This is a genomic window from Conexibacter woesei Iso977N (genome assembly GCF_000424625.1).
GTDB classification, from domain to species: Bacteria; Actinomycetota; Thermoleophilia; order Solirubrobacterales; family Solirubrobacteraceae; genus Baekduia; species Baekduia woesei_A.
Genome location: NZ_AUKG01000001.1, coordinates 1,466,338 through 1,488,549 on the forward strand (window position 1 = coordinate 1,466,338; position 22,212 = coordinate 1,488,549).

The 22,212-nt window shown below is 70.5% G+C and carries 19 protein-coding genes; 12 read left to right on the forward strand and 7 right to left on the reverse strand.

Going from position 1 to position 22,212, the window contains the following annotated elements:
- The first annotated feature begins 90 nt into the window (after positions 1-90).
- The 4 genes from H030_RS0107150 to H030_RS36575 all read left to right on the forward strand — a co-directional run bounded on the left by H030_RS0107150 (position 91) and on the right by H030_RS36575 (position 10,331).
- Positions 91-3,759 carry a DNA-directed RNA polymerase subunit beta gene (locus H030_RS0107150; RefSeq protein ID WP_027005606.1) on the forward strand — a complete coding sequence of 1,223 codons (3,669 nt, stop codon included), beginning with the start codon at positions 91-93 and terminating at the stop codon, positions 3,757-3,759.
- A gap of 29 nt (positions 3,760-3,788) precedes the next feature.
- The gene (rpoC, locus tag H030_RS30065) at positions 3,789-8,063 is read left to right on the forward strand and encodes a DNA-directed RNA polymerase subunit beta' (protein ID WP_035125970.1); all 4,275 of its coding nucleotides are present in this window, start codon (positions 3,789-3,791) and stop codon (positions 8,061-8,063) included.
- 219 nt (positions 8,064-8,282) lie between these two features.
- Positions 8,283-9,290 carry a GGDEF domain-containing protein gene (locus H030_RS36570; protein WP_196809030.1) on the forward strand — a complete coding sequence of 336 codons (1,008 nt, stop codon included), beginning with the start codon at positions 8,283-8,285 and terminating at the stop codon, positions 9,288-9,290.
- A complete protein-coding gene (locus tag H030_RS36575; RefSeq protein ID WP_051221959.1) occupies positions 9,291-10,331 on the forward strand; it encodes a sensor domain-containing diguanylate cyclase in 1,041 nt (346 codons plus the stop codon).
- Here H030_RS36575 and H030_RS40575 read toward each other — a convergent pair.
- Positions 10,328-11,104 (reverse strand): HAD domain-containing protein, encoded by a 777-nt coding sequence (locus tag H030_RS40575; RefSeq protein ID WP_331270970.1) that lies wholly within the window; start codon positions 11,102-11,104, stop codon positions 10,328-10,330. The genes H030_RS36575 and H030_RS40575 overlap by 4 nt on opposite strands.
- Here H030_RS40575 and H030_RS30085 point away from each other — a divergent pair.
- Both H030_RS30085 and H030_RS0107180 read left to right on the forward strand, forming a co-directional pair.
- The gene (locus H030_RS30085; protein WP_051221963.1) at positions 11,030-11,938 is read left to right on the forward strand and encodes a hypothetical protein; all 909 of its coding nucleotides are present in this window, start codon (positions 11,030-11,032) and stop codon (positions 11,936-11,938) included. The two genes, H030_RS40575 and H030_RS30085, sit on opposite strands and share 75 nt — an antisense overlap.
- Positions 11,892-12,455 (forward strand): hypothetical protein, encoded by a 564-nt coding sequence (locus H030_RS0107180; protein ID WP_027005607.1) that lies wholly within the window; start codon positions 11,892-11,894, stop codon positions 12,453-12,455. Before H030_RS30085 ends, H030_RS0107180 begins: the two co-directional genes overlap by 47 nt.
- Positions 12,456-12,706: 251 nt before the next feature.
- Here H030_RS0107180 and H030_RS0107185 read toward each other — a convergent pair whose 3' ends face one another.
- Positions 12,707-13,855 (reverse strand): hypothetical protein, encoded by a 1,149-nt coding sequence (locus H030_RS0107185; RefSeq protein WP_155891890.1) that lies wholly within the window; start codon positions 13,853-13,855, stop codon positions 12,707-12,709.
- A 150-nt stretch (positions 13,856-14,005) separates the two neighbouring features.
- Between H030_RS0107185 and H030_RS0107195 the strand changes: the two genes are divergently transcribed.
- A complete protein-coding gene (locus H030_RS0107195) occupies positions 14,006-14,770 on the forward strand; it encodes a class I SAM-dependent methyltransferase (RefSeq protein WP_027005610.1) in 765 nt (254 codons plus the stop codon).
- 9 nt (positions 14,771-14,779) lie between these two features.
- Here the strand turns inward: H030_RS0107195 and H030_RS0107200 are convergent, their stop codons facing one another.
- Both H030_RS0107200 and H030_RS0107205 read right to left on the reverse strand, forming a co-directional pair.
- Positions 14,780-15,268, reverse strand: a complete 489-nt coding sequence (locus tag H030_RS0107200; RefSeq protein ID WP_027005611.1) for a carboxymuconolactone decarboxylase family protein — start codon at positions 15,266-15,268, stop codon at positions 14,780-14,782.
- Between the two features lie 88 nt (positions 15,269-15,356).
- A complete protein-coding gene (locus tag H030_RS0107205; protein WP_027005612.1) occupies positions 15,357-15,557 on the reverse strand; it encodes a hypothetical protein in 201 nt (66 codons plus the stop codon).
- Between the two features lie 213 nt (positions 15,558-15,770).
- On the opposite strand from H030_RS0107205, the gene H030_RS0107210 reads away from it, so the two are divergent.
- The 3 genes from H030_RS0107210 (at position 15,771) to H030_RS0107220 (ending at position 19,382) form a co-directional block, all read left to right on the forward strand.
- Positions 15,771-17,144 carry an aspartate aminotransferase family protein gene (locus H030_RS0107210; RefSeq protein WP_051221964.1) on the forward strand — a complete coding sequence of 458 codons (1,374 nt, stop codon included), beginning with the start codon at positions 15,771-15,773 and terminating at the stop codon, positions 17,142-17,144.
- A 3-nt stretch (positions 17,145-17,147) separates the two neighbouring features.
- A complete protein-coding gene (locus tag H030_RS0107215) occupies positions 17,148-18,803 on the forward strand; it encodes a PucR family transcriptional regulator (protein ID WP_027005614.1) in 1,656 nt (551 codons plus the stop codon).
- A 324-nt stretch (positions 18,804-19,127) separates the two neighbouring features.
- Positions 19,128-19,382: a hypothetical protein gene (locus H030_RS0107220; protein WP_027005615.1), complete on the forward strand. Its 255-nt coding sequence runs from the start codon at positions 19,128-19,130 to the stop codon at positions 19,380-19,382.
- Here H030_RS0107220 and H030_RS0107225 read toward each other — a convergent pair.
- On the reverse strand, positions 19,361-19,732 hold the full coding sequence (locus H030_RS0107225) for a hypothetical protein (RefSeq protein WP_155891891.1): 372 nt from the start codon (positions 19,730-19,732) through the stop codon (positions 19,361-19,363). The genes H030_RS0107220 and H030_RS0107225 overlap by 22 nt on opposite strands.
- A gap of 184 nt (positions 19,733-19,916) precedes the next feature.
- Between H030_RS0107225 and rpsL the strand changes: the two genes are divergently transcribed.
- Together rpsL and rpsG are read left to right on the forward strand one after the other, a co-directional pair.
- Positions 19,917-20,312: a 30S ribosomal protein S12 gene (gene rpsL, locus H030_RS0107230; protein ID WP_027005617.1), complete on the forward strand. Its 396-nt coding sequence runs from the start codon at positions 19,917-19,919 to the stop codon at positions 20,310-20,312.
- A 7-nt stretch (positions 20,313-20,319) separates the two neighbouring features.
- Positions 20,320-20,790, forward strand: coding sequence for a 30S ribosomal protein S7 (rpsG, locus tag H030_RS0107235; protein ID WP_027005618.1), 471 nt, complete (start codon positions 20,320-20,322; stop codon positions 20,788-20,790).
- Between the two features lie 65 nt (positions 20,791-20,855).
- Here the strand turns inward: rpsG and H030_RS0107240 are convergent, their stop codons facing one another.
- A complete protein-coding gene (locus H030_RS0107240) occupies positions 20,856-21,539 on the reverse strand; it encodes a hypothetical protein (RefSeq protein ID WP_027005619.1) in 684 nt (227 codons plus the stop codon).
- Between the two features lie 50 nt (positions 21,540-21,589).
- Positions 21,590-22,156: a hypothetical protein gene (locus tag H030_RS0107245; protein ID WP_155891892.1), complete on the reverse strand. Its 567-nt coding sequence runs from the start codon at positions 22,154-22,156 to the stop codon at positions 21,590-21,592.
- Positions 22,157-22,212 lie beyond the last annotated feature (56 nt).

Genomic DNA, 22,212 nt, shown 5'->3' on the forward strand with positions numbered 1-22,212 from the left:
CTAGATTGGCAGGTCGCGTCTCTGCGCCCAACGTGCAGACCGCTCCCCTCCCGATTTGCCCGCCTCCACCCTTCTTGAGGAGTCGCCGTAGTGCCTGCCCTCGACGCCACCCGTACGCGCCGCAGCTTCGCGCGCCTGGACAAGGTCCTCGACCTTCCCAACCTGATCGACATCCAGCGGCGCTCCTTTGAGTGGCTGGTGGATCCGGAGACCGGTGGTCTCCGCGAGACGATCGACGACATCTCACCGATCGAGGACTACACCGGTCACCTCGCGGTGAACTTCGGCGAGTTCGTGTTCGACGATCCGCCGAACTCGATCGCCGAGTGCCGCGAGAAGGACCTCACCTTCTCGCGCCCGCTGACGGTCACCGTCGCCTTCATCAACCACGAGACCGGCGAGATCCGCGAGCAGTCCGTCTTCATGGGCGACTTCCCGTGGATGACCGACCGCGGCACGTTCATCATCAACGGCACCGAGCGCGTCGTCGTGACGCAGCTGGTCCGTTCCCCGGGCGCCTACATCATGGAGGCCAAGGACCGGGAGAAGCAGGTCTTCACCGCGAACCTGATGCCGGCCCGTGGCTCCTGGCTGGAGATGGAGATCGACAAGAAGGGCAAGGTCTTCGTCCGCATCGACCGCAAGCGCAAGCTGCCGGTCACGGTCCTCCTGCGCGCCATGGCGTACAACCCGGAGACCGACGCCGACGTCGAGGAGAGCCACGAGGACATCGAGCGCCTCGACCAGGAGCTGGCCGAGCTCTTCGACAACTCGCTCTACATCCGCCAGACGATCGAGTCCGATCCCGAGGCGACGAAGACGAAGAAGGGCGCGCTCATCGAGCTCTTCAAGAAGCAGCGCCCGGGCGAGCCGCCGTCGGTGGACGCCGCGTACGCGCTGCTCAACCAGCTCTTCTTCGACCCCAAGCGCTACGACCTCACGCGCGTCGGCCGCTACAAGCTGAACGCCCGCCTGGGCCTCGACATCGACCTCGAGACCCGCACGCTGACGCACGACGACATCCACGCCCTCGTGCGTGAGCTGATCTCGCTGCCGAAGCTCCTCGGCATCCCGGAGGACGGCGAGGTCGAGATCAAGGACTTCGCGGCCGAGGCCAACGCCATGCCGCGCGAGCCGATCGCCGACCGCCTCGACGAGTACGAGCACTTCGGCAACCGCCGCCTGCGCACCGTCGGCGAGCTGATCCAGGAGGCGTTCCGGATCGGCCTGTACCGCATGGAGCGCGTCGTCCGCGAGCGCCTCACCACCGAGGACGAGGACACGATCACCCCGCAGACGATCGTGAACATCCGCCCGGTCGTCGCGGCGCTGAAGGAGTTCTTCGGCTCCTCGCAGCTGTCGCAGTTCATGGACCAGACCAACTCCCTGAGTGGTCTGACGCACCGTCGTCGCCTCAGCGCCCTCGGCGCCGGCGGCCTGACCCGCGAGCGCGCGCCGATCGAGGTCCGCGACGTCCACCCGACCCACTACGGCCGCATGTGCCCGATCGAGACCCCTGAGGGTCCGAACATCGGCCTGATCGGCTCGCTCTCCAGCTACGCGCAGGTCTCCGAGCACGGCTTCGTCACGACGCCGTACCGCGTCGTCAAGGACGGCCAGGTCACCGACGAGCTCGTGCACCTGGACGCCACGCAGGAGGAGCAGCAGCTCATCGCGCAGGCCAACCAGCCGATCGACGAGAAGACCGGCAGGCTCAAGGGCCCCGAGGTCCTCTGCCGCACGCTGGCCGGCCAGTACGTCACGGTCGGCCCGAGGGACGTCGACCTGATGGACGTCTCGCCCGAGCAGATCTGGTCCGTCGCCACGGCGATGATCCCGTTCCTCGAGCACGACGACGCCAACCGCGCCCTGATGGGCTCCAACATGCAGCGCCAGGCGGTGCCGCTGTTGAAGACCGACGCGCCCGTCGTCGGCACCGGCATGGAGCGCCGTGCCGCCCTCGACACCGGTGACCTGATCCTCGCGCGCAACGCGGGCACGGTCGCCTACGTCGACGCCGAGCAGATCGTCGTCGAGCACGCCGAGGGCAAGGACGAGTACGAGCTGCAGAAGTTCATGCGCTCGAACCAGGGCACGCTCATCCACCAGAAGCCGCTGATCCACACGGGTCAGACGGTCGAGAAGGGCGAGCTGCTCGCCGACGGCTCGGCGTCGGACAAGGGCGACATGGCGCTCGGCAAGAACCTGATGGTCGCCTTCATGTCCTGGGAGGGCTACAACTTCGAGGACGCGATCATCCTCTCGAAGCGCCTGGTCAAGGACGACGAGCTCACCTCGATCCACATCGAGGAGTACGAGATCGACGCCCGCACGACCAAGCTGGGCGACGAGGAGATCACCCGCGACATCCCGAACCGCTCCGAGGAGTCGCTGCGCAACCTCGACGACCGCGGCATCGTCCGCATCGGCGCCGAGGTCGGCTCAGGCGACCTGCTCGTCGGCAAGGTCACGCCCAAGGGCGAGACCGAGCTGACGGCCGAGGAGAAGCTGATCCGCGCGATCTTCAAGGAGAAGGCGCGCGAGGTCCGCGACACCTCGCTCAAGGTGCCCCACGGCGAGGGCGGCGTCGTCATCGACGTCATGACCTTCAGCCGCGAGAACGGCGACGACCTGCCGCCGGGCGTCAACGACCTCGTCCGCGTGTTCGTCGCCAAGAAGCGCAAGATCTCCGAGGGCGACAAGCTCGCCGGCCGCCACGGCAACAAGGGCGTCATCTCGAAGATCGTCGACGAGCAGGACATGCCGTTCCTCGAGGACGGCACGCCGGTCGACGTCATCCTGAACCCGCTCGGCGTGCCTTCGCGCATGAACGTCGGCCAGATCCTGGAGACCCACCTCGGGTGGGCCGCCGCGCAGGGCTGGTTCGACGACGAGGAGAAGGGCTTCAGGCACGGCGAGAAGGTCTACACCGCCACGCCGGTGTTCGACGGTGCCTCCCTGGAGGACGTCGACAACGCGCTCGTGCGCTGGCAGGAGGACCACACGAAGTACGGCGGCAAGATCAAGATGGACGTGGACACGAGCCGTGTCCCGGGCCGTCAGGCCACCGGCAAGTTCCGCCTCTTCAACGGCCGCACCGGTGAGCCGTTCGAGGGTGTCGTGACCGTCGGCTACATGTACATCTTGAAGCTGCTGCACCTCGTGGACGACAAGATCCACGCGCGCTCGACCGGCCCGTACTCGCTCGTCACCCAGCAGCCGCTGGGCGGCAAGGCGCAGTTCGGCGGCCAGCGCTTCGGCGAGATGGAGGTGTGGGCGCTCGAGGCATACGGCGCCGCGTACACCCTCCAGGAGATGCTGACGATCAAGTCCGACGACACCGTCGGGCGCGTCAAGGCCTACGAGGCCATCGTCAAGGGCGAGAACATCGCCGAGCCGAGCATCCCCGAGTCGTTCAAGGTGCTCCTCAAGGAGATGCAGTCGCTGGCGCTCGACGTCAACGTCGTCTCCGAAGAGGGCCAGCGCGCCGAGATGGCCGACGAGGACGACGACCTCCTCCGCGCTGCGGAAGAGCTCGGCATCGACCTCTCCGGCGTCCGCGCCGGCGACGGCCAGGCGGCCGACGAGGCCGTCGAGGGCACCGACGACACCGACACGGCCGATGCCGACGCCGAGCCGGAGGCCGCCGTCGAAGACGACGCCGACGGCTCCGACATCGACGTCGACGGCGAGATCGACCTGGGCGAGCTGCCCGCCGACGACGCCGCCGCCGCACCCCTCGTGGACGACGAGGCGTAGGACCACCCCGGAAGACTGGAAGAGATCGCATGATCGACATCAACAACTTCGACGCCATCGAGATCGGACTGGCGTCCTCCAAGCAGATCCGCGGGTGGTCCTCGGGCGAGGTCACCAAGCCCGAGACCATCAACTACCGCACGCTCAAGCCGGAGAAGGACGGCCTGTTCTGCGAGCGCATCTTCGGTCCCACCAAGGACTGGGAGTGCTACTGCGGTAAGTACAAGCGCGTCCGCTACAAGGGCATCGTCTGCGAGCGCTGCGGCGTCGAGGTCACGCGGTCCAAGGTGCGCCGTGAGCGCATGGGCCACATCGACCTGGCCGCCCCGGTCAGCCACATCTGGTTCTTCAAGGGCGTCCCGAGCCGCATCGGCTACCTGCTCGACATGGCTCCCAAGGAGCTCGAGAAGATCCTGTACTTCGCCGCGTCGATCGTGACGTGGGTGGACCAGGAGGCGCGCTGGCGCGACCTGCCGAAGCTCGAGGGCGAGATGCAGGAGGAGCTCACGCGCCTCCGTGCCGAGGAGAACGAGCGCGTCGAGGAGCTGCGCACGTCCCGCGAGGCCCGCATCACGTTCCTGAACACGGGCGAGCAGGGCGACTTCGGCGACGAGGACCACCTCTGGGCCGAGTCGCTCGACATCAACGTCAAGAAGCTCTCCGAGGACGAGCGCGAGAAGCTCATCAAGGAGATCCAGAAGACCTTCGCGTCGGACATCGACGACACCCAGGCCTACTACGAGGACGCCCGCGAGCGCCTCAAGGACGTCTGGAAGCTCTTCGCCAACAAGGACGAGCCGGCCGACGAGGCGCCCCAGGAGGGCGAGGACTGGCCGCTGAACACCTACGTCGACAAGGCCGCCGAGAAGGACGACTTCCGTCCGAAGACGATCATCGCCGACGAGACGTTCTTCCGTGAGCTCAAGCACCGCTTCGGCTCCCCGTTCGGCTTCGGCGAGTACTTCGGCGGCGGCATGGGCGCGGAGCACATCCGCACGCTGCTGACCGACAAGCAGGAGTACGACCGCCTGGCCAAGCCGCGCGACACCGACGCGGACCGCCTCGCGGGCGACGACCTCGCCCCGCAGGACCAGCCGGGCATCGTGCTCGAGCACGAGCGCGAGGACCTCGAGGACCAGGTCAAGAACGGCAGGGGTCAGAAGCAGGCCCGCGCCGTCAAGCGCCTGAAGGTCCTCTCGGCCTTCCTGCACTCCGACAACAAGCCGGAGCACATGGTGCTCGAGGCCGTCCCGGTCATCCCGCCGGAGCTGCGCCCGATGGTGCAGCTGGACGGTGGCCGCTTCGCGACCTCCGACCTCAACGACCTCTACCGCCGCGTCATCAACCGCAACAACCGGTTGAAGCGTCTCCTCGACCTCGGCGCGCCGGAGATCATCGTCAACAACGAGAAGCGCATGCTGCAGGAGGCCGTCGACGCGTTGTTCGACAACGGCCGCCGCGGCCGGCCCGTCACGGGCCCGGGCAACCGCCCGCTGAAGTCGCTCTCCGACATGCTCAAGGGCAAGCAGGGCCGGTTCCGCCAGAACCTGCTCGGCAAGCGCGTGGACTACTCCGGCCGTTCGGTGATCGTGTCGGGCCCGTCCCTGCGCCTGCACCAGTGCGGCCTGCCCAAGTTGATGGCCTTGGAGCTGTTCAAGCCCTTCATCATGGCCCAGCTGGTCGAGCGCAAGGCCGCCCAGAACATCAAGGCCGCCAAGAAGATGGTGGACTCGATGATCCCGGAGGTCTGGGACGTCCTGGAGCAGGTCATCCACGAGCACCCGGTGCTGCTGAACCGCGCGCCGACGCTGCACCGCTTGGGCATCCAGGCGTTCGAGCCCGTGCTGGTCGAGGGCAAGGCGATCCAGGTCCACCCGCTCGTCTGCTCCGCGTTCAACGCGGACTTCGACGGTGACCAGATGGCGGTCCACCTCCCGCTCAGCGCCGAGGCGCAGGCGGAGGCCCGGATCCTCATGTTGTCGTCCAACAACATCCTGTCCCCCGCGCACGGCGCGCCGCTGGCGACGCCCGCGCAGGACATGGTGCTCGGCACCTTCTACCTCACGCACGGCGAGGACGCCGCGACGCTGAGCGAGAAGCAGGCCAAGCTGGCGGCGGGCGAGTGGCCCGCCAGCGAGCCGCGGCCGAAGGTGTTCCGGACGGCGCAGGAGGCCGAGCTGTCCTACGACAACAAGCTCGTCGGGCTGCACGACCTCGCCGAGTACCGCCAGGTCGGTCGCGAAGGCGGCCACATCCTGACCACGGTCGGCCGGATCATCTACAACGACAAGATCGAGCGCGCGCTCGAGGTGGCGCTCGGCGAGGACTACTCGCCCGAGCTCTACACGTTCGTCAACCAGGCGATGCGCAAGAAGGACACCGTCAAGCTGATCGACGCGCTCGTGCAGAGCTACGGCGCGTCGGCGGTGGCGCTGGTGCTCGACGCCTTCAAGGACCTCGGGTTCCACTTCGCCACGCTGGCCGGCATCACGGTGTCCAAGAACGACGTCATCATCCCGCCGCAGAAGCCGGAGATCCTCAGGAAGTACGAGGACGAGGTCGCCGAGATCCACGACCAGTACGACATGGGGCTCATCACGCAGGAAGAGCGCCACGAGCTGGTCGTCGAGAAGTGGACCGACTGCACCGACGAAGTCGCGAACTCCATGCAGGAGAACTTCGACGAGCTGAACCCCATCTTCATGATGGCCAGCTCCGGTGCCCGAGGCTCGATCTCGCAGATCCGCCAGCTGGCGGGCATGCGTGGCCTGATGGCCAACCCGAAGGGCGAGATCATCGAGCGCCCGATCAAGGCCAACTTCATGGAAGGCCTGACGGTCCTCGAGTACTTCATCTCGACCCACGGTGCCCGTAAGGGCCTCGCGGACACCGCCCTGCGTACCGCCGACTCCGGGTACCTCACCCGGCGCCTGGTGGACGTCTCGCAGGACGTCATCATCCGCGAGCTCGACTGCGGCACCACCGAGGGCATCGAGCTGCCGGTCTTCGACGCGGCGGGCGACGCCAACACCAACCTGGTGGGCCGCATCGCGCCGTCCGATATCAAGGTCGGGCGCGAGATGATCACCAAGAAGGGCGAGGAGATCGACCGCGCCGAGCTGGCCAAGCTGGCCGAGCTCTACGCGGAGGAGCACCAGCAGGGCGGCCGTCCGCTCGTGCCGGTCCGCTCCGTCCTCAAGTGCGAGGCGACGTCCGGCGTGTGCCAGGCGTGCTACGCCCGGGCCATGGCCACGGGCAAGCTCGCGCAGATCGGTGACGCGGTCGGCATCGTCGCCGCGCAGTCGATCGGCGAGCCGGGCACGCAGCTGACCATGCGTACGTTCCACACCGGCGGCGTCGCCGGCGCGGACATCACGCACGGCCTGCCGCGTGTCGTCGAGCTGTTCGAGGCGCGCAGGCCGAAGGGCCTCGCGCAGATCGCCGAGCAGGACGGCGTGACCACGCTGGAGGAGACCGACAGGGCCCGCACCGTCGTCGTCACCGACGACGCCGGCGAGGAGCACCGGTACACCTTCCCGCGCCGCACGCGGTTGTTGGTGGAGAACGGCCAGAAGGTCCCGGCGGGCACGCAGCTCAACGAGGGCTCGCTGTACCCGCACGACCTGCTGAGGCTCCGCGGCCGGACCGAGACCGAGCAGTACCTGGTCAAGGAGGTCCAGGAGGTCTACAAGTCCCAGGGCGTGGACATCAACGACAAGCACATCGAGCTGATCGTCCGCCAGATGCTCAAGAAGGTCCGCGTCGACCAGAAGGGCGACACGAACTACCTCCCGGGCCAGTTCGTGGACCGCTACGAGTTCGCGCGTGTCAACGCCGACGTCAAGAAGGCCAAGGGCGAGACGGCCCAGTACGAGGAGATCATCCTCGGGATCACGAAGGCGTCCCTGAACACGGACTCCTTCCTCTCGGCGGCCTCCTTCCAGGAGACCACGAAGGTCCTCACCGATGCCGCGCTCGAGGGCAAGAAGGACACCCTCAACGGCCTCAAGGAGAACGTGATCATCGGCAAGCTGATCCCGGCCGCGACGGGGCTGAAGCGCTACCGCCGCATCGAGATCGAGCCGTCTGAGCCGCTGCCGCGTGCGATGGACGAGGTCGGCCTGCTCGACCAGGACGAGATCGCCGCCGAGCTGGGTCTCGGCGACGGTGACGGCCTCGGCGGGTTCGGCGCGGGCTTCGACCAGGACCTCGCGCAGCTCGAGGACATCGGCGCCGGTGGCGACACCGGGTTCGCCGACGAGCTGGCCGAGCTGGACGTGCCGTCGGACAACGACGAGCAGTAGACGCTCGCGTTCACCTGAAGTTGCTGCGAAGGGCGCCTGCGGGCGCCCTTCGTCGTTCTGTCCGCCCGCGGCCCGAAGTCGCTCAATCCGGTGCGGCGGCTGCCGATCAGCTGAGCCATGGGGATGACGAGTCCGGCAGCCGTGTCCGACGGCCCGGGCCAGGGGACAGCCCCGGCGACATGGCTGAGTGACGAGTCCGGGCGCGCCCGGATGCTCGACATGAGCCCGAGGGTCCGCACGCTGCGCAACGTCACGTTCGTGCTGCAGCTCGGGGTGTTGCTGGGGACTGCGCACTGGCTGGGGTGGTGGACGCCCGTGCCGATGATCGCGGTCGCGCTGCTGTTCGCCGTCTGCGAGCGGCGGATGCACACCGCCGCGCGGCCGGAGATCGCCTACGGCGTCGCCTGGGTCGGGACGCTCGTCGCGATCAGCGCGGGCGCGCTGCTGACCCACGGGCCGGCCGCGCCGTGCATCGCCTGGTACGCGCTGGCGGTCTCGTCGCTGCCGGGCCGCTTCACCACGCGCGGGATCTTCGCGGGTGTCGGGCTGGCGCTGGCGCTGCTGGTCGGCGTCACGGCGGGCTACGCGCCGTCGTCGGTCTGGCACCACCCGTCGCTGGTGCTCGTGCCCGCGATGACGATCGTCGGCGTCGCGCTGTTCGGCTGGGCGCACATGCACTCCGAGGTCGAGCAGCGGGCCGAGGCGGTCATGGACCCGCTGACGCAGATGCTCAACCGCAAGGCGCTGGTCGCGCGGGCCGCGGAGCTGGCGCTGCAGACGAGGCTGACCCGCAAGCCGGTCGGGATCGTCCTCGGCGACCTGGATCACTTCAAGCGCATCAACGACGTCTCGGGCCACCAGGTCGGCGACGCGGTGCTGCGCGACGTCGCGTTCCGCTGGCGGCTGTCGCTGCGCGCCTACGAGATGGCCTACCGGCTCGGCGGCGAGGAGTTCCTGGTGCTGCTGCCCGGCGCCGACGTCGCGGAGGCCGAGGAGGTCGCCGAGCGGCTGCGCGCGTCGATCGGCGCCGCGCCGATCGCCGGCCAGGACGTGGCGATGAGCTTCGGCGTCGCGGCCTCGGCCGACGGCGAGCCGTTCGACTTCGACGCGCTGTACGCGCAGGCCGACGCGGCGCTGTACCGCGCCAAGCGCGGCGGCCGCGACCGCGTCTGCGGCGGTCCGGAAGAGGCACCGCCCACACTGAAGATCGTCAAGGAAGCTGCGTAAATGGCCGTCGACGCGCTCGATCCCGCCGCCGACGACACGTGGCTGGTCGACCACGCGGTCCGCGCGCGGCTGCACCAGGTCGACGGGCGCCCGCGCACCGCGCGGCAGATCAACTTCGCGCTGCAGCTGCTGGTCCTGATCGCCTGCGTCGGTGAGCTGGGCTGGTGGCCGCTGGCGCTGAGCCCGGTCGCCGTCGGGGCGTTCCTGGCCGCCGACCGGCTGATGGCGCGCACCGACCACGCCGAGCTGGTCTACGCGGCCGCGTGGTCGATCGCGCAGGCGACGATCGCGGGCGCCGCGGCGGCGACCGGCGGGCCGGACTCGCCGTTGCTGCTGTGGCTGGCGATCACCGTCGCGGCGGGCGTCGGGCGCTTCACGCCGCGCGGGCTGGCCGCGGGCGTCGTGCTGACGCTGGCGCTGCTGTGCGCCGCGACCTTCGGCGTGGACTCCGGGCGGGTCCTGGAGGCGCCGTACCTGCTGGCGTTCCCGATGTCGCTCGTGCTCGGGATCGCGCTGGTGGGCAGCGCGCTGATGAGGAGCGAGGTCGAGCACCGCGCCGACGCGATCGTCGACCCGCTGACGCAGATGCTCAACCGCAAGGCGCTGGCGGCGCGCGGGCGCGAGCTGGCGCTGCAGTCCGAGGTGTCCGGCCGCCCGGTCGGCGTGGTGCTGGGCGACCTCGACCACTTCAAGGCGATCAACGACGCCGACGGCCACCAGGCCGGCGACGCGGTCCTGCGCGAGATCGCCTACCGCTGGCGCACGGCGCTGCGCGCCTACGACCTCGCGTACCGGTTGGGCGGCGAGGAGTTCGTCGTCCTGCTGCCGGGCGCGACCGAGGACGAGGCCCGCGGCCTCGCCGAGAAGCTCCGCCGCGCGATCGCCGCCGAGCCGATCGCCGGCCGCACCGTGACGATGTCCTTCGGCGTCGCCGTGTCCGGCGCCGGCGGCTTCGACGTCGACACCCAGTACCGCCGCGCCGACGAGGCGCTCTACATGGCCAAGCACGCGGGCCGCGACCGCGTCATCGTCGCGGGCTAGCGCGCGGCCGCCAGGCCGTCCGCGAACGCGTCGAGCTGCGCCGCGGCGTCGTCGTCGAGGCCGGATGCGGGCGCGGTCGAGACGAGCAGCGTGGGGAGGCCCTGCGCGGCGCGCTCCTGCGCCCACGCGTGGCAGGCGTCGTTGAAGGCGTCGTCGATCCACGCCAGCGGCCGGTTGCCGGCATGGGCCTGCACCGCTTCGAGCTTCCAGTGTGCGCGCGCGGACACCTGCGCGCGGGTCGCGTCGCCGAACGAGAGGTGGGGGCGGCCGCTGGGCACCCCGAGCAGTCGCGGGAGGTGCTCGTCGGCCTTCTCCTCCCATCCGGTGCACCACACCAGCTCGAAGCGCTGTGACGCGGCGAGGAGGTGCTCGGCCGCGCGGGTGGAAAGGAAGTGCGGGATCCCGTCGATGGCTGCGAACGCGCCGGGTGGACGCGTGTCCTCCCCAAATCCCCAGAGCGAGATCACGCCGTCAACATCGACGAAAAGCAACGGTTTTCTGCTCATTTCCAGGCAGTTTGACATCTTGATGCAAGCCTTACGCAGTAACGAACTGGGACCGGTACGCTTGGCGTGGACCGTTTGGGTCAAGCGGTTCGCAGGGTTTGCCGATGTCTGGGGCGAGAGATCGGTGAGCCGGGTCCTGTGTGGCACCCGCTTCGCTTGACCCACGCCTGATCGCCCCACCACCACCACTTCATGACGATCCAACTCGGCATTCTCCTGGCGCTCGTCTGCGCCTTCGTCTCGAACCTCGGGTTCTTCTTCAAGCATCGCGGAGCCTGCGAGTGCACGAAGGTCGACATCCGGCACCCGTTCAAGACGACGAAGAACCTCTACAGCTCCAAGTGGTTCGCCATCGGCATGGCGATCGCGACGAGCGCGTGGATCTTCCACGTCGCCGCGTTGGCGATGGCGCCGATCTCGGTCGTCCAGGTCGTCCTCGCGGGCGGCGTCGTGATGATCGGCGTGATGGCCCAGCGCCTGTTCGGCGTCGAGGTCGGCAACCGGCAGTGGTGGGGCCTCGCGCTCACCTGCCTGGGCCTGATCCTGCTGGCCGTGACGTTCCCGCACGCTTCTGACAGCGCGCACTCCTCCTTCAACACGCCGGCGATGATCGCCTTCGAGGCCGGCCTGTTCGGCATCGGCGGGCTGCTGATCATGGGCCCTCGCGTCGGCGCCCCGGCCCACCACCACGGCGTCATGCTCGGCGCCGCGGCCGGCGTCCTGTTCGGCGTCTCCGACGTCTCGATCAAGGCGCTGACCGGCATCGCCGGCGACGCCGGCATGATGGGCATCGTCGCGAGCCCGTGGCTGTTCGTCACGATCGCCGCCTCGGTCGCCGCGTTCTTCGCCTCGGCCCGCGGCCTGCAGGACGGCGACGCCGTCAGCGTGATCGCGATCACCGGCACCGCCGCGAACATCACCACCGTCGCGGCCGGGATCATCGTCTTCGGCGACCCGCTGCCGGGCACGACGCTGGGCATCGTGCTCCAGGCCGTCGCGTTCCTGCTGGTCATCGTCGCCTCGGCGATGACGCCGTCGCCGGCGGCCAAGGGCGATGCCACCGCTCCGGCGGGCATCGCCGCGGCTGGCGCCGCTGCGTAGGACGCTCGTCCTGCTGGCCGCGCTCCTGGCGGGCGCGGCCCTGGTGGCCGGCTGCGGATCGCAGGCGCTGCCGATCGCGAGGCTGCCGACCGGGCAGCTCGACCAGAAGCAGTACGAGGACGCGTTCGGCAAGAGCGCGTACGGGCTGGCGCCGAAGTACGGCGTCGGCAAGCCGCTGGACCCGGAGGCCTCGGCCGCCGACCAGGCCAGGCACATCGACGGGCTGCAGAGGCTGCTGCGCGAGTGGGCCGGACGCGTGGGCGGGCTGCACCCGCCGGCCGCCGCGGTGCGCGCGCAGGCGCGCTACGTCGCGGGGATCCGGTCGTTCGCCGACGACCTGGAGCGCGCGCGGGTCGCGCTGGACCGCGGCGACACCAAGGGGGCGCAGCGCCTGCTGTCCTCCGGCACGATCGCGTCGAGGGCCACGCGCGCCGACCTCATCGCCGCGCGGCGCGCGTTCCACGCGCTCGGCTACAGGCTGCAGGATCTCGACAGCTCGCCGGTCAAGACGAGCTGACGGCGGCCCGGCCGGGATCGCGACCGGCCGAGGCGTGTCCCTGTGCGGGGGCGCCCCAGCCGGCCACGAGCCGACGCGGAGATCGGGAGGCCAGGATGGATGAGCCGGCCACCCATCACGCTGGCATTTCCACAATGCTCAGCGTGCGTGCGCAGAGGTTCTCCGACTGCGGGACGTCTGTCAAGCGCAGAACGTCGTTAGGTCATACCTTTGTGGTGCCAGGCGGCAGAACGGCGTGAAGGCGCGTGCGCCTACGGTCCCAGCTCGACCCACGGGCGCACCCCGCTGAGCGTGGAGTACAGCGAGACGCCGACCGCCACGCACGTCGAGCCGTTGCTGCACGACACGCCGTAGAGCGCGTTGTCGGTCGTGCTCCCCGGGACCGCGACGGGCTGCAGGCTCCACGCCGTGCCGTTCCAGGTGGCAGCCACCGGCGCAGCGTGCCCGGCGCCCGTCACCGCGTCGCCGACGGCGTTGCACGAGTACGACGGCGACGTGACGCACGACACCGCGTTCAGCCTCGGGTTGGTCTGACCGCTCGGGTCGGCCACCGACCGCAGCGTCCAGGTGCTGCCGTTGGAGGACTCCGCCAGCGAGTGCCTGACGAACGAGTTGTCGCTGTAGTCGCCGACCGCCATGCAGCGCGTCGAGGAGTCGCAGCTGACGCTCAGCAGCTGCGAGCCGCTGAAGTTGACCGGGTTGGCGGTCGTCTGCGCGGTCCACGACGTCCCGTTCCAGACCTCGGCGAGCGTCTGCCGCGGCTGGCCGTTCCTCTCGTACCACCCGACGGCGACGCAGTAGGTGGACGACGCGCACGACACGTCCGAGAGCGACGACGCCAGCGTCCCGGTCGGCGGGGTGAAGGAGACGTTCGACCACGCGGTCCCGTTCCAGTGCTCGATGAACCCGCGGTCCTGCGTGGACGTCCTGTAGAAGCCGACGCCCCAGCAGTCGCTGCTCGAAACGCAGGAGACGCCGAGGCCCTCGGCGTAGACCGAGCTCGGCGGCGCGGCCATCGAGGTGTCGGTGACGACGCTCGCGTAGGACTCGGCGTGGGGGACGGTGACGGCCCCGCTGTCGTCGTAGCCGACGTCCATGCACCACGTCGTCGACGGGCAGCTCACGCGGATGTGCGTGGCGGTCGTTGAGGCGGTCGCGATCTGGGTGAAGGTGGAGGTGGAAGCGGTCCAGTCGGCGGCAAGGCCGGTCGACGTCGCCCCGGACTGGGCGCCGACGAGCAGGCAGCCGGCGGTCGTCGGGCAGGACACGCCGGACGTCTGGCCGGGGTTGGGCAGGACGGTCCCGGGCGCGACGGTCCAGGAGGCGCTCGCCGGTGCGGCGAGGGCGAGGGAGGCGGCGGTCGTGAGGAGCGCCGCTCGTAATCTCGGAGTGGTCAGCATGATGGCGCGGCAGGGTCTTCCTGGCGGTGGCGGAAGTCAAGGTGATGGAGAACTCTTGGCGCGCGGCGGCTGCTGCCAGTCGGCAGGGCCGGTCGTGAAGGCGCGTTAGGGGCGGTTGCCCGCGCGTGGCGGCGGTGCGAGGGTGTGGCGATGGTCGCTCAGGAGCTGTCGCCGCGCTATGACCGGATCGGTGGGGGCTATGCGCGCCACCGGCAGCCGGATCCCGGCTTCGCCGCCGCGATCGAGGCGGCGCTGGGCGACGCGCGGACGGTCGTCAACGTCGGCGCGGGCGCGGGGTCCTACGAGCCGGCGGGCCGGCACGTCGTGGCGATCGAGCCCAGCGACGTGATGGCCGCGCAGCGCCCGGCGTCCCTGGCGCCGGCGATCCGGGCGACCGCGGGACGGCTGCCGCTGCGCGACGCGTCGGTCGACGCCGCGATGGCGGTCCTGACGCTGCACCACTGGGACCACGAGCAGGAGCAGGGGATCCGGGAGCTGCGGCGCGTCGCGCGCGGGCCGGTCGTGCTGCTCACGATCGACCCGCGGGTCTCGGGCGCGACGTGGATGGTGGCCGACTACCTGCCGGAGGTCGCGGCGCTCGACGACGAGATCTTCCCGCTGCCGGAGGTCCTGGCCGACTGGCTCGGCGGCGCGGTCGCGATCGACGTCCTCGAGGTCCCGCGCGACACCCCGGACCACACGCTGCTGTCGTTCTGGGCGCATCCCGAGCGTGTCCTGGACGCCGAGGCGCGCGCCGCGACGTCCGGGTTCGCGCGGATGCAGCCGGCGATCGTCGACCGCTGCGTCGCGGCCGTCGGGCGCGACCTGGCGTCGGGCGCCTGGGACGCGCGGCACGGGCACCTGCGCGACCTGGACGCCTACGACGCCGGGCTGCGGCTCGTCGTCGCGCCCTAGGTGTAGGTCCTAGGACGCGGCGCCCGCGGGCTCGGCCGCGGGCTTCAGCGACTCCGGGACCGCGCGCGTCGCGATCGCCAGCCGGTTCCAGGAGTTGATCGCGATGATCTGCCACAGCAGCGCGCCGAGCTCGGCCTCGCCGAAGTGCTCGGCCGCCTGGTCCCAGACCGCGCGCGGGACGTGCGACTCGGAGACCAGCGTGACCGCCTCGGTCAGCGCCAGCGCGGCCTGCTCGCGCGGGGAGAAGAGGTCGACCTCGTGCCAGGTGGCGACGAGGTGCAGCAGCTTGGCGTCGATCCCGTCGGCCAGCGCCTCGTCGACGTGCATGTCGATGCAGTACGCGCAGCCGTTCACCTGGCTGGCGCGGAGCTTGACGAGGTGCGAGATGTGCGGGTCCAGGCCCTCGTTGATCTCGCCCTGGAGAGCGACCAGCCGCTTGTAGGCGCGGGGGAAGTCGATCGCGCGGGGCGTGCTGTCGTGCGTGGGGAGGTTGGTCATGACCCCAACCTAGGACGCGAGCGGTCCGGTCGGGAAGACCAGTTCCGGCCCGCGGATGCGGACCAGTGCGGCGCCCCGGAGGCGACCGCTAGGCCGCTTCGCGCGCGGGCGCCTGGCGCCCGGGCGCCGGCGCCTGCGGTGCGGGCAGCTGCGTGGCGGCCTGCTCCGGCGCGGGGCGCTGGTGGCGCGGGAACAGCTCGGCGTCGCAGTACGGGCACGGCGAAGCCGTGCTGTGCGGGGTCGGCGCGTAGCTGGTGAGGCCGCAGCTGGGACAGGAGACGTTCGGCACCTTCGTCGTTAAGTACGTTCGAGCCGCCCACTTGTGACGGATGAGACGCAGGGAGCGTTTCCGCGCCGACCATGTGCCGATCTGGCGTACGTGCGCCCGGAAGCTCCTCCAGCGCGTCGTGCGGGTTGGCGCCACAGTGCACGCGCGGGTACCGTTGTCCACAACGACAGCCGTATCCGCCGAATCGGACAAACGGGAAAGGGAGAGCTCCGAATGGCGACGACCGCCGAGACGAGCAACGCCGAGCTGCAGCAGCTCGCCAAGCAGCACCTCTGGATGCACTTCAGCCGCATGGGCGCGTACGAGAACGCCGAGGTGCCCATCATCACGCGCGGCGACGGCTGCTACGTCTGGGACCAGCACGGCAAGAAGTACCTCGACGGCCTCAGCTCGCTGTTCTGCACGAACATCGGCCACGGCCGTGCCGATGTGGCGCAGGCCGGTGCCGATCAGGCGAAGGAGCTGGGCTTCTTCACGAACTGGAGCTACGCGCACCCGCGCTCGATCGAGCTGGCCGCCAAGATCGCCGAGCTCGCGCCGGCCGACCTCAACCGCGTCTTCTTCACCTCCGGTGGCTCCGAGGCGGTCGAGTCGGCGCTGAAGCTCGCTCGCCAGTACCACAAGCTGCGCGGCAACGGGACCAAGTACAAGGTCATCGCGCGCGAGACCGCCTACCACGGCACGACCGCCGGCTGCCTGACCGCGACCGGCATCGCCGGCCTGCGCGCGCCGTTCGAGCCGCTGCCGGCCGGTGGCTGCCACGTCCCGAACACCAACACCTACCGGTTGCCCGAGGGCCACCGCGCCGAGGACCTCGCCGAGGCGATCGCGCACCGGATCGAGTTCGAGGGGCCGGAGACGGTCTCGGCGATCATCCTCGAGCCGGTCCAGAACGCGGGCGGCTGCTTCGTGCCGCCGGAGGGCTACTTCCAGCGCGTGCGCGAGATCGCCGACTACTACGACGTCCTGTTCATCTCCGACGAGGTCATCTGCTCGTGGGGCCGGCTCGGCGAGTGGTTCGGCGCGCAGCGCTACGACTACGTCCCGGACATGATCACGACGGCCAAGGGCATCACGTCGGCCTACGCGCCGATGGGCGCGGTCATCGCGAGCGAGAAGGTCTTCGAGCCGTTCTCGACCGGCACGACGTCGTTCATGCACGGTCTGACGTTCGGCGGCCACCCGGTCTGCGCGGCGGTCTCGCTGGCCAACATCCAGGTCTTCGAGGACGAGGACATCCTGGGCAACGTGCGCGCCAATGAGGCCCCGTTCCGGAGCATGTTGGAGGGGTTGCGCGACATCCCGATCGTCGGCGACGTGCGCGGCGCCGGGTACTTCCACGCGATCGAGATGGTCAAGGACCAGGAGACGAAGGAGTCGTTCTCCGACGAGGAGTCCGAGACGCTGCTGCGCGGCTACCTGTCGTCCGAGCTGTTCGAGCGCGGGTTGATCTGCCGCGCCGACGACCGTGGCGACCCGGTCATCATGCTCTCGCCCCCGCTGATCGCCGGGCCGGAGCAGTTCGAGGAGATCGAGGGCGTCCTGCGCCCGGTCCTCGAAGAGGCCTCGCGCCGGATGCTGGGCTAGCCGGTGCTGACGGTCCGCGAGCTCCTGCGCGACCTGGACGTCGGGGTCCTCGCCGGTGAGGCGAACCTCGACGCGCCGGTCCGCTGGGTGCACATCTCAGAGCTCGCGGACCCCACGCCGTGGCTGTCCGGCGGCGAGCTGCTGCTGACGACGGGGCTGTCGCAGGAGACGCCCGACGAGCAGCGCGAGTACATCTACAACTTGGCCGATCACGGGCTGGCGGGGCTGGGCTTCGGCGTCGGCTTCGGGCACGAGAAGGTGCCGGAGGCGCTCGTCGCCGCGGCGGCCGAGCGCGACTTCCCGCTGGTCGAGATCCCGTACGACACGCCGTTCATCGCGGTGACCGAGAAGGCGTTCGCGCGGCTGGTCAACGAGCAGTACGCGTTGTTGCAGCGGTCGATCGCGGTGCAGGAGCGGCTGCAGCGGATCGTGCTGAGCGAGCGCGGGCTGGACGCGATCGCCTCTGCCTTGGCGACGCTGATCGGCGGGACGCTGGTGGTCTTCGACGGGCGCGGCGAGCCGCAGGCGCTGCACGCGTTCCGGCGCGAGCTGCCGGAGGACGCTTTGAGCGCGATCGGCGCCGAGCTGCGCGAGCGCGCGCGGCGGACCGAGGCGCGCGGGTTCGTGCCGTCGCACCCGGAGCTGGCGCCGCGCGCGCTGGCGCTGCCGGTCGCGGGCGCGGAGACGACGGGGCTGCCGCAGGCGTGGCTCGTCGCCGTGAAGGACTCCGGCGGGCTGTCGGAGTTCGACCGCGTGGTGCTGCACCAGGCGGTCACGGTCGTCGCGTTGGAGCTGCTGCGGCGGCATGTCGCGGCATCGACGGAGCGACGGCTGGCGGGCGACGTGCTGTCCGAGCTGATCGGCGGGACGGTCGAGGGTCCGGATCTGGCGCGGCGGCTGGAGCCGTTCGGGCTCGGCGGCCGGGTCACGGCGCTGGTGCTGTCGCCGCCGGCGCGCCAGCCCGGCAAGGGCGGCGGGCCGGAGGCGTGCGAGGCCGCTTTGGCGTCCGCTCTGCGTGACGAAGCGGTGAGTGGTCTTGTGGCCACGGCGAACAACCACGTGTGCGCGCTGTTGCCGGGGTTCCTGGACGAGGAGCTGTTCGAGCTGTCGCAGCGCGTCCTGGATCGCGTCGTCGCGAAGATGGGCGCCGCGCCCGCCGCGGGCGCGGGGCGGGCGGTCGCCGCGGGCGACGCGCGGCGCGCCTACCACGAGGCGCGGTGCGCGCTGGAGGCGCGGACGCTCGGGCGCCCGGTCGGGGCGGAGGCCAACGGCAACGGGCACGGCTCGGCGGGTGGCGGCAACGGCAACGGCGCCGCGGCGAGCGGCAAGCCGATGGTCGCGACGTACCGCGACCTGGGGTCCTTCCAGTTGTTGTTGTCCTTGCAGGACAGCGACGCGCTGCGGCTGTTCTGCGAGTCGCTGCTGGGGCCGATCGAGACCGGCGAGGGGCACTACGGCGGCGAGCTGATGCGGTCGCTGGAGGCCTTCATCGAGTGCAACGGGCAATGGGAGGCGGCCGCGCGGCGACTGTACTGCCACCGTCACACGCTGCGGTACCGCATCCGCAAGATCGAGGAGCTGACGGGGCGCGACCTCGCCAGCGCCCGCGACCGCATCGAGTTCTGGCTCGCCCTGCGCGGGCGCGAGCTCGTCAACTGATTCCCCGGCGGCGCGGCCTCCGCCGCGCCGCCTCGGCCCACGCGCTCCACTCCCGCGGCACCACCACCGCGACTGGCCGCGACCATCGTCTCGCCACCGCGGTCGTCGTGGCTGAGAAGGTCGCGAATCGCCTGGGGTATCGCTAACGGGTTCGCTCTATGCCGCGAACCGTCCGGCCTCGGCAGCTGACGGCGCCACCACCTCTGGTCGAACGCCGCGCCGTTTCTCGGCGCACCGCGAGTCGCGGTCGCCGCGGAACTGCCGACGGAGTCGCTCTGTCGTCCTCTGTCCGGCGACGGCGATCGGCGGTACGATCGCGATCTCTTGACCAAACAGGACCCCAGCGTGAAGAGGCCCGAGCCGCCGTGGGTGGTGAGCGTGCTGTGGACGCTTTCAGGGGGCTGGGGGTTGCAGGCGCTGGTGGTCGGTGTGGCGGTTGTGCTGACGCTGGTCACCGGATCCGTGACGGTGGCCGTCATCGCCGGCCTGGTCGTCATGGGCGTCGTCTGGTTCGGCGCTCCGCGGCTCGCCAGGCGGTTGACGGGGTGGACGTGGGGTCAGCGGAAGTCGAACGTGTAGCACCAGGCCAGCGCTGAGATGGCCGCCTCCGGTAGGTCCGGGCGGCGTGCCCGGTACTCGGCGGAGGCATGGTCGGCCATTGAGGGGAGGTCGGGCGCGGTGATCCAGGCGTCGCTGGCCGAGAACTCGTGCGCGGCGCACCGGACCTCGGTGAGGAGGCGCCGGGCCTCCGCCTCGCCGAAGCGCGCTCGTAGGCGTGCCTCTCCTGCTGCGCCGCGGTCCGGCCATGCCGCCTCGCCGTACCCGGTCCACAGCACGATCGCCTCGCCCAGCCGCTCCGCGCCAGAAGCCTCGGGCCGCTCGCGGCGGCTCGGCCGCAGACGTCGTGCGATGCCGGCCAGCGCCTTCACGCCGGAGGGCATACCCGGAGCGGGGCGGGTGACGCACCGGCACTTCTACACGCGCGAGCGGAATCGAACCCGCCCGAACTCACCGCGAACGGCTCGCGAACCGCGTCAGAACATCGCAGGCGCTGCCGTGGTGGCATGGCCGGAAAGGGACTGGGGCCGAACGCTTGCTACCATCTCGCGCCGCATGCCCACAACGAGCCAACTCGTCCGCAAGGGTCGCAAGCCCAAGCCGCGCAAGATGTCCACGCCGGGTCTCAAGTCCGGCAAGGGCAACAAGAAGAAGCAGGCCGCCCCGCAGCGCCGTGGCGTCTGCACGCGCGTCTACACGACCACGCCGAAGAAGCCGAACTCGGCCCTGCGCAAGGTCGCCCGTGTTCGCATCACCGGCTCGGTCGAGGTCACCTCCTACATCCCGGGCGAGGGCCACAACCTGCAGGAGCACTCCGTCGTGCTCGTGCGTGGCGGCCGCGTCAAGGACCTTCCGGGTGTGCGCTACAAGGTCATCCGCGGGACGCTCGACGCTTCCGGCGTGACCGACCGTAAGAAGAGCCGTTCCATGTACGGCGTCAAGAAGAAGTAGAGACTTCATGCCCCGCCGCTCCGCAGCAACCATCCGGCCGGTCGAGCCGGACCCCGTTCACCGCTCGCGCCTGGTCACCCAGGTCGTCAACAAGGTCATGCTCGACGGCAAGAAGAGCACCGCCGAGCGGATCGTCTACGACGCCCTCGCGATCATCGGCGAGAAGACCGGCAAGGACCCGATCGAGCAGCTCGAGGCCGCGCTGAAGATCCTGACGCCGGCGCTCGAGGTCAGGTCCCGCCGCGTCGGCGGCGCCACCTACCAGGTCCCGGTCGAGGTCGCCCCGCGCCGCGCCCGCACCCTGGCCGTCCGCTGGCTCGTCGAGTTCGCCCGCCAGCGCCGCGAGAAGACGATGGCCCAGCGGCTCGCCAACGAGCTGATGGACGCCATCAACTCCCAGGGCGGCGCCTACAAGCGCAAGGACGACATCTACCGCATGGCGCAGGCCAACAAGGCCTTCGCGCACTACCGCTGGTAGACGCTCCCAAGCAACAGCATCATCTTGGTCGACGGCCGCTCCGCAAGGGGCGGCCGTCGTCGTTCTCAGCCGCGCGCGCTCGCGCTGCGGCGGACGACCATCGCGCGGTCCGCGCGCCGCGGCCACACGTCGAGCCGGAACCGCTCGGTCACGCCGCCCTCGGCGCGGGCGACACGCAACCGGTAGCGCCGGCTCCGGGTCTCCATCGGGACCATCGCCCGCGCCCTGCCCGCAGACTCGAACACGAGCCCTGCGAGCGCGTTGTCGAGGTCGATGTCGGTGACCGCGTCGTAGCCGACCGGCAGGCCGCGCGGAGCCCCGTCGTCGACGACGAGCTCCACCTTCGCCTCACCCGCGCCGCGCGCGCTCAGCACCACGACGCGACCGCGGCTGCCCGCGGCGACCGAGCCGGCCCGCGCGGCGTCGGCGACCGGGTCGGACTGCTCGCCCGCCGGCGTCGGGCGGTAGCCGATGCTCGACACGGCGAACCAGCCGCCGTCGACCGGGAGCCTCAGCGACGCCGTCTCCGTGCTGGGGTCGACGAGCGCGACCGGCGTGTTCTCGTCGGCGTCCGTGCCCTGCCATCCGCCTCCGGCGGGCCGATCCTGCGACCGGGCGGACACCGGCTTCGTCGTGTCGTGCATCGCGGCGACGAGCGCCAGGACGACCACCGCGACCGCGCCGACCTTCACCGGGAGCTCGTGCCGGAAGTAGAAGCGCCGCAGCCGCAGCGGGACCCATCGAGGCATGTTGGTGAGGATCGGCGCGCAATCGGCGCCGCTTGAGCGTCCCTGGACGCTTACTCGGCCCGCGCGGCGCGGCGCGCGCGGGAGCGCTCGGCGGCCGAGGCGGCCGACTCCGGGCTTGAACCCGGAACGTCGTCGTCGTCCGCGGCCCTGCGCGTGATCGGCGTCCGGCCCAGGACCAGCAGTGCGCCGCCGCTGAGGAGCAGCAGCGCGCCGCCCAGCGTCTCGAGGTAGTAGCCGGTGCCCGGGTCGGCGGTCGCCGAGGCATAGATGTCGCCGATCGAGCCGACCTCGTGGATGTGCGGGCGGTCCCACTTGGTCGGGATCGCCAGCGCCACGACGCCCGCCACCAGCAGCCCCGCCATCGCGACGCGGGACCCGCGCAACGCCGCCCAGAGCAGGAACAACGCCAGCAGAGCAAGCAGGACCAGCGCCGGCCCGTGGCGGTCCCAGCCGGTCTGCGCGGTGTCGGCGTCGAGCACCCTGGAGGTCGTCCCGACCGTGATCACGATCACGTTCGTGAACGAGGCCACCAACAACAGCAGCGCCCCCGCGAGCCCGGTCAGAGCAAGGACGAGGCGAAGCGTGAGAACGGTCGGAAGTCGGGAAGAGTCGGCCACGAACCCTTTGCTATCATCGCTGACTGTCCCGCGTAGTGCGCCGCTCACGCGCGCAC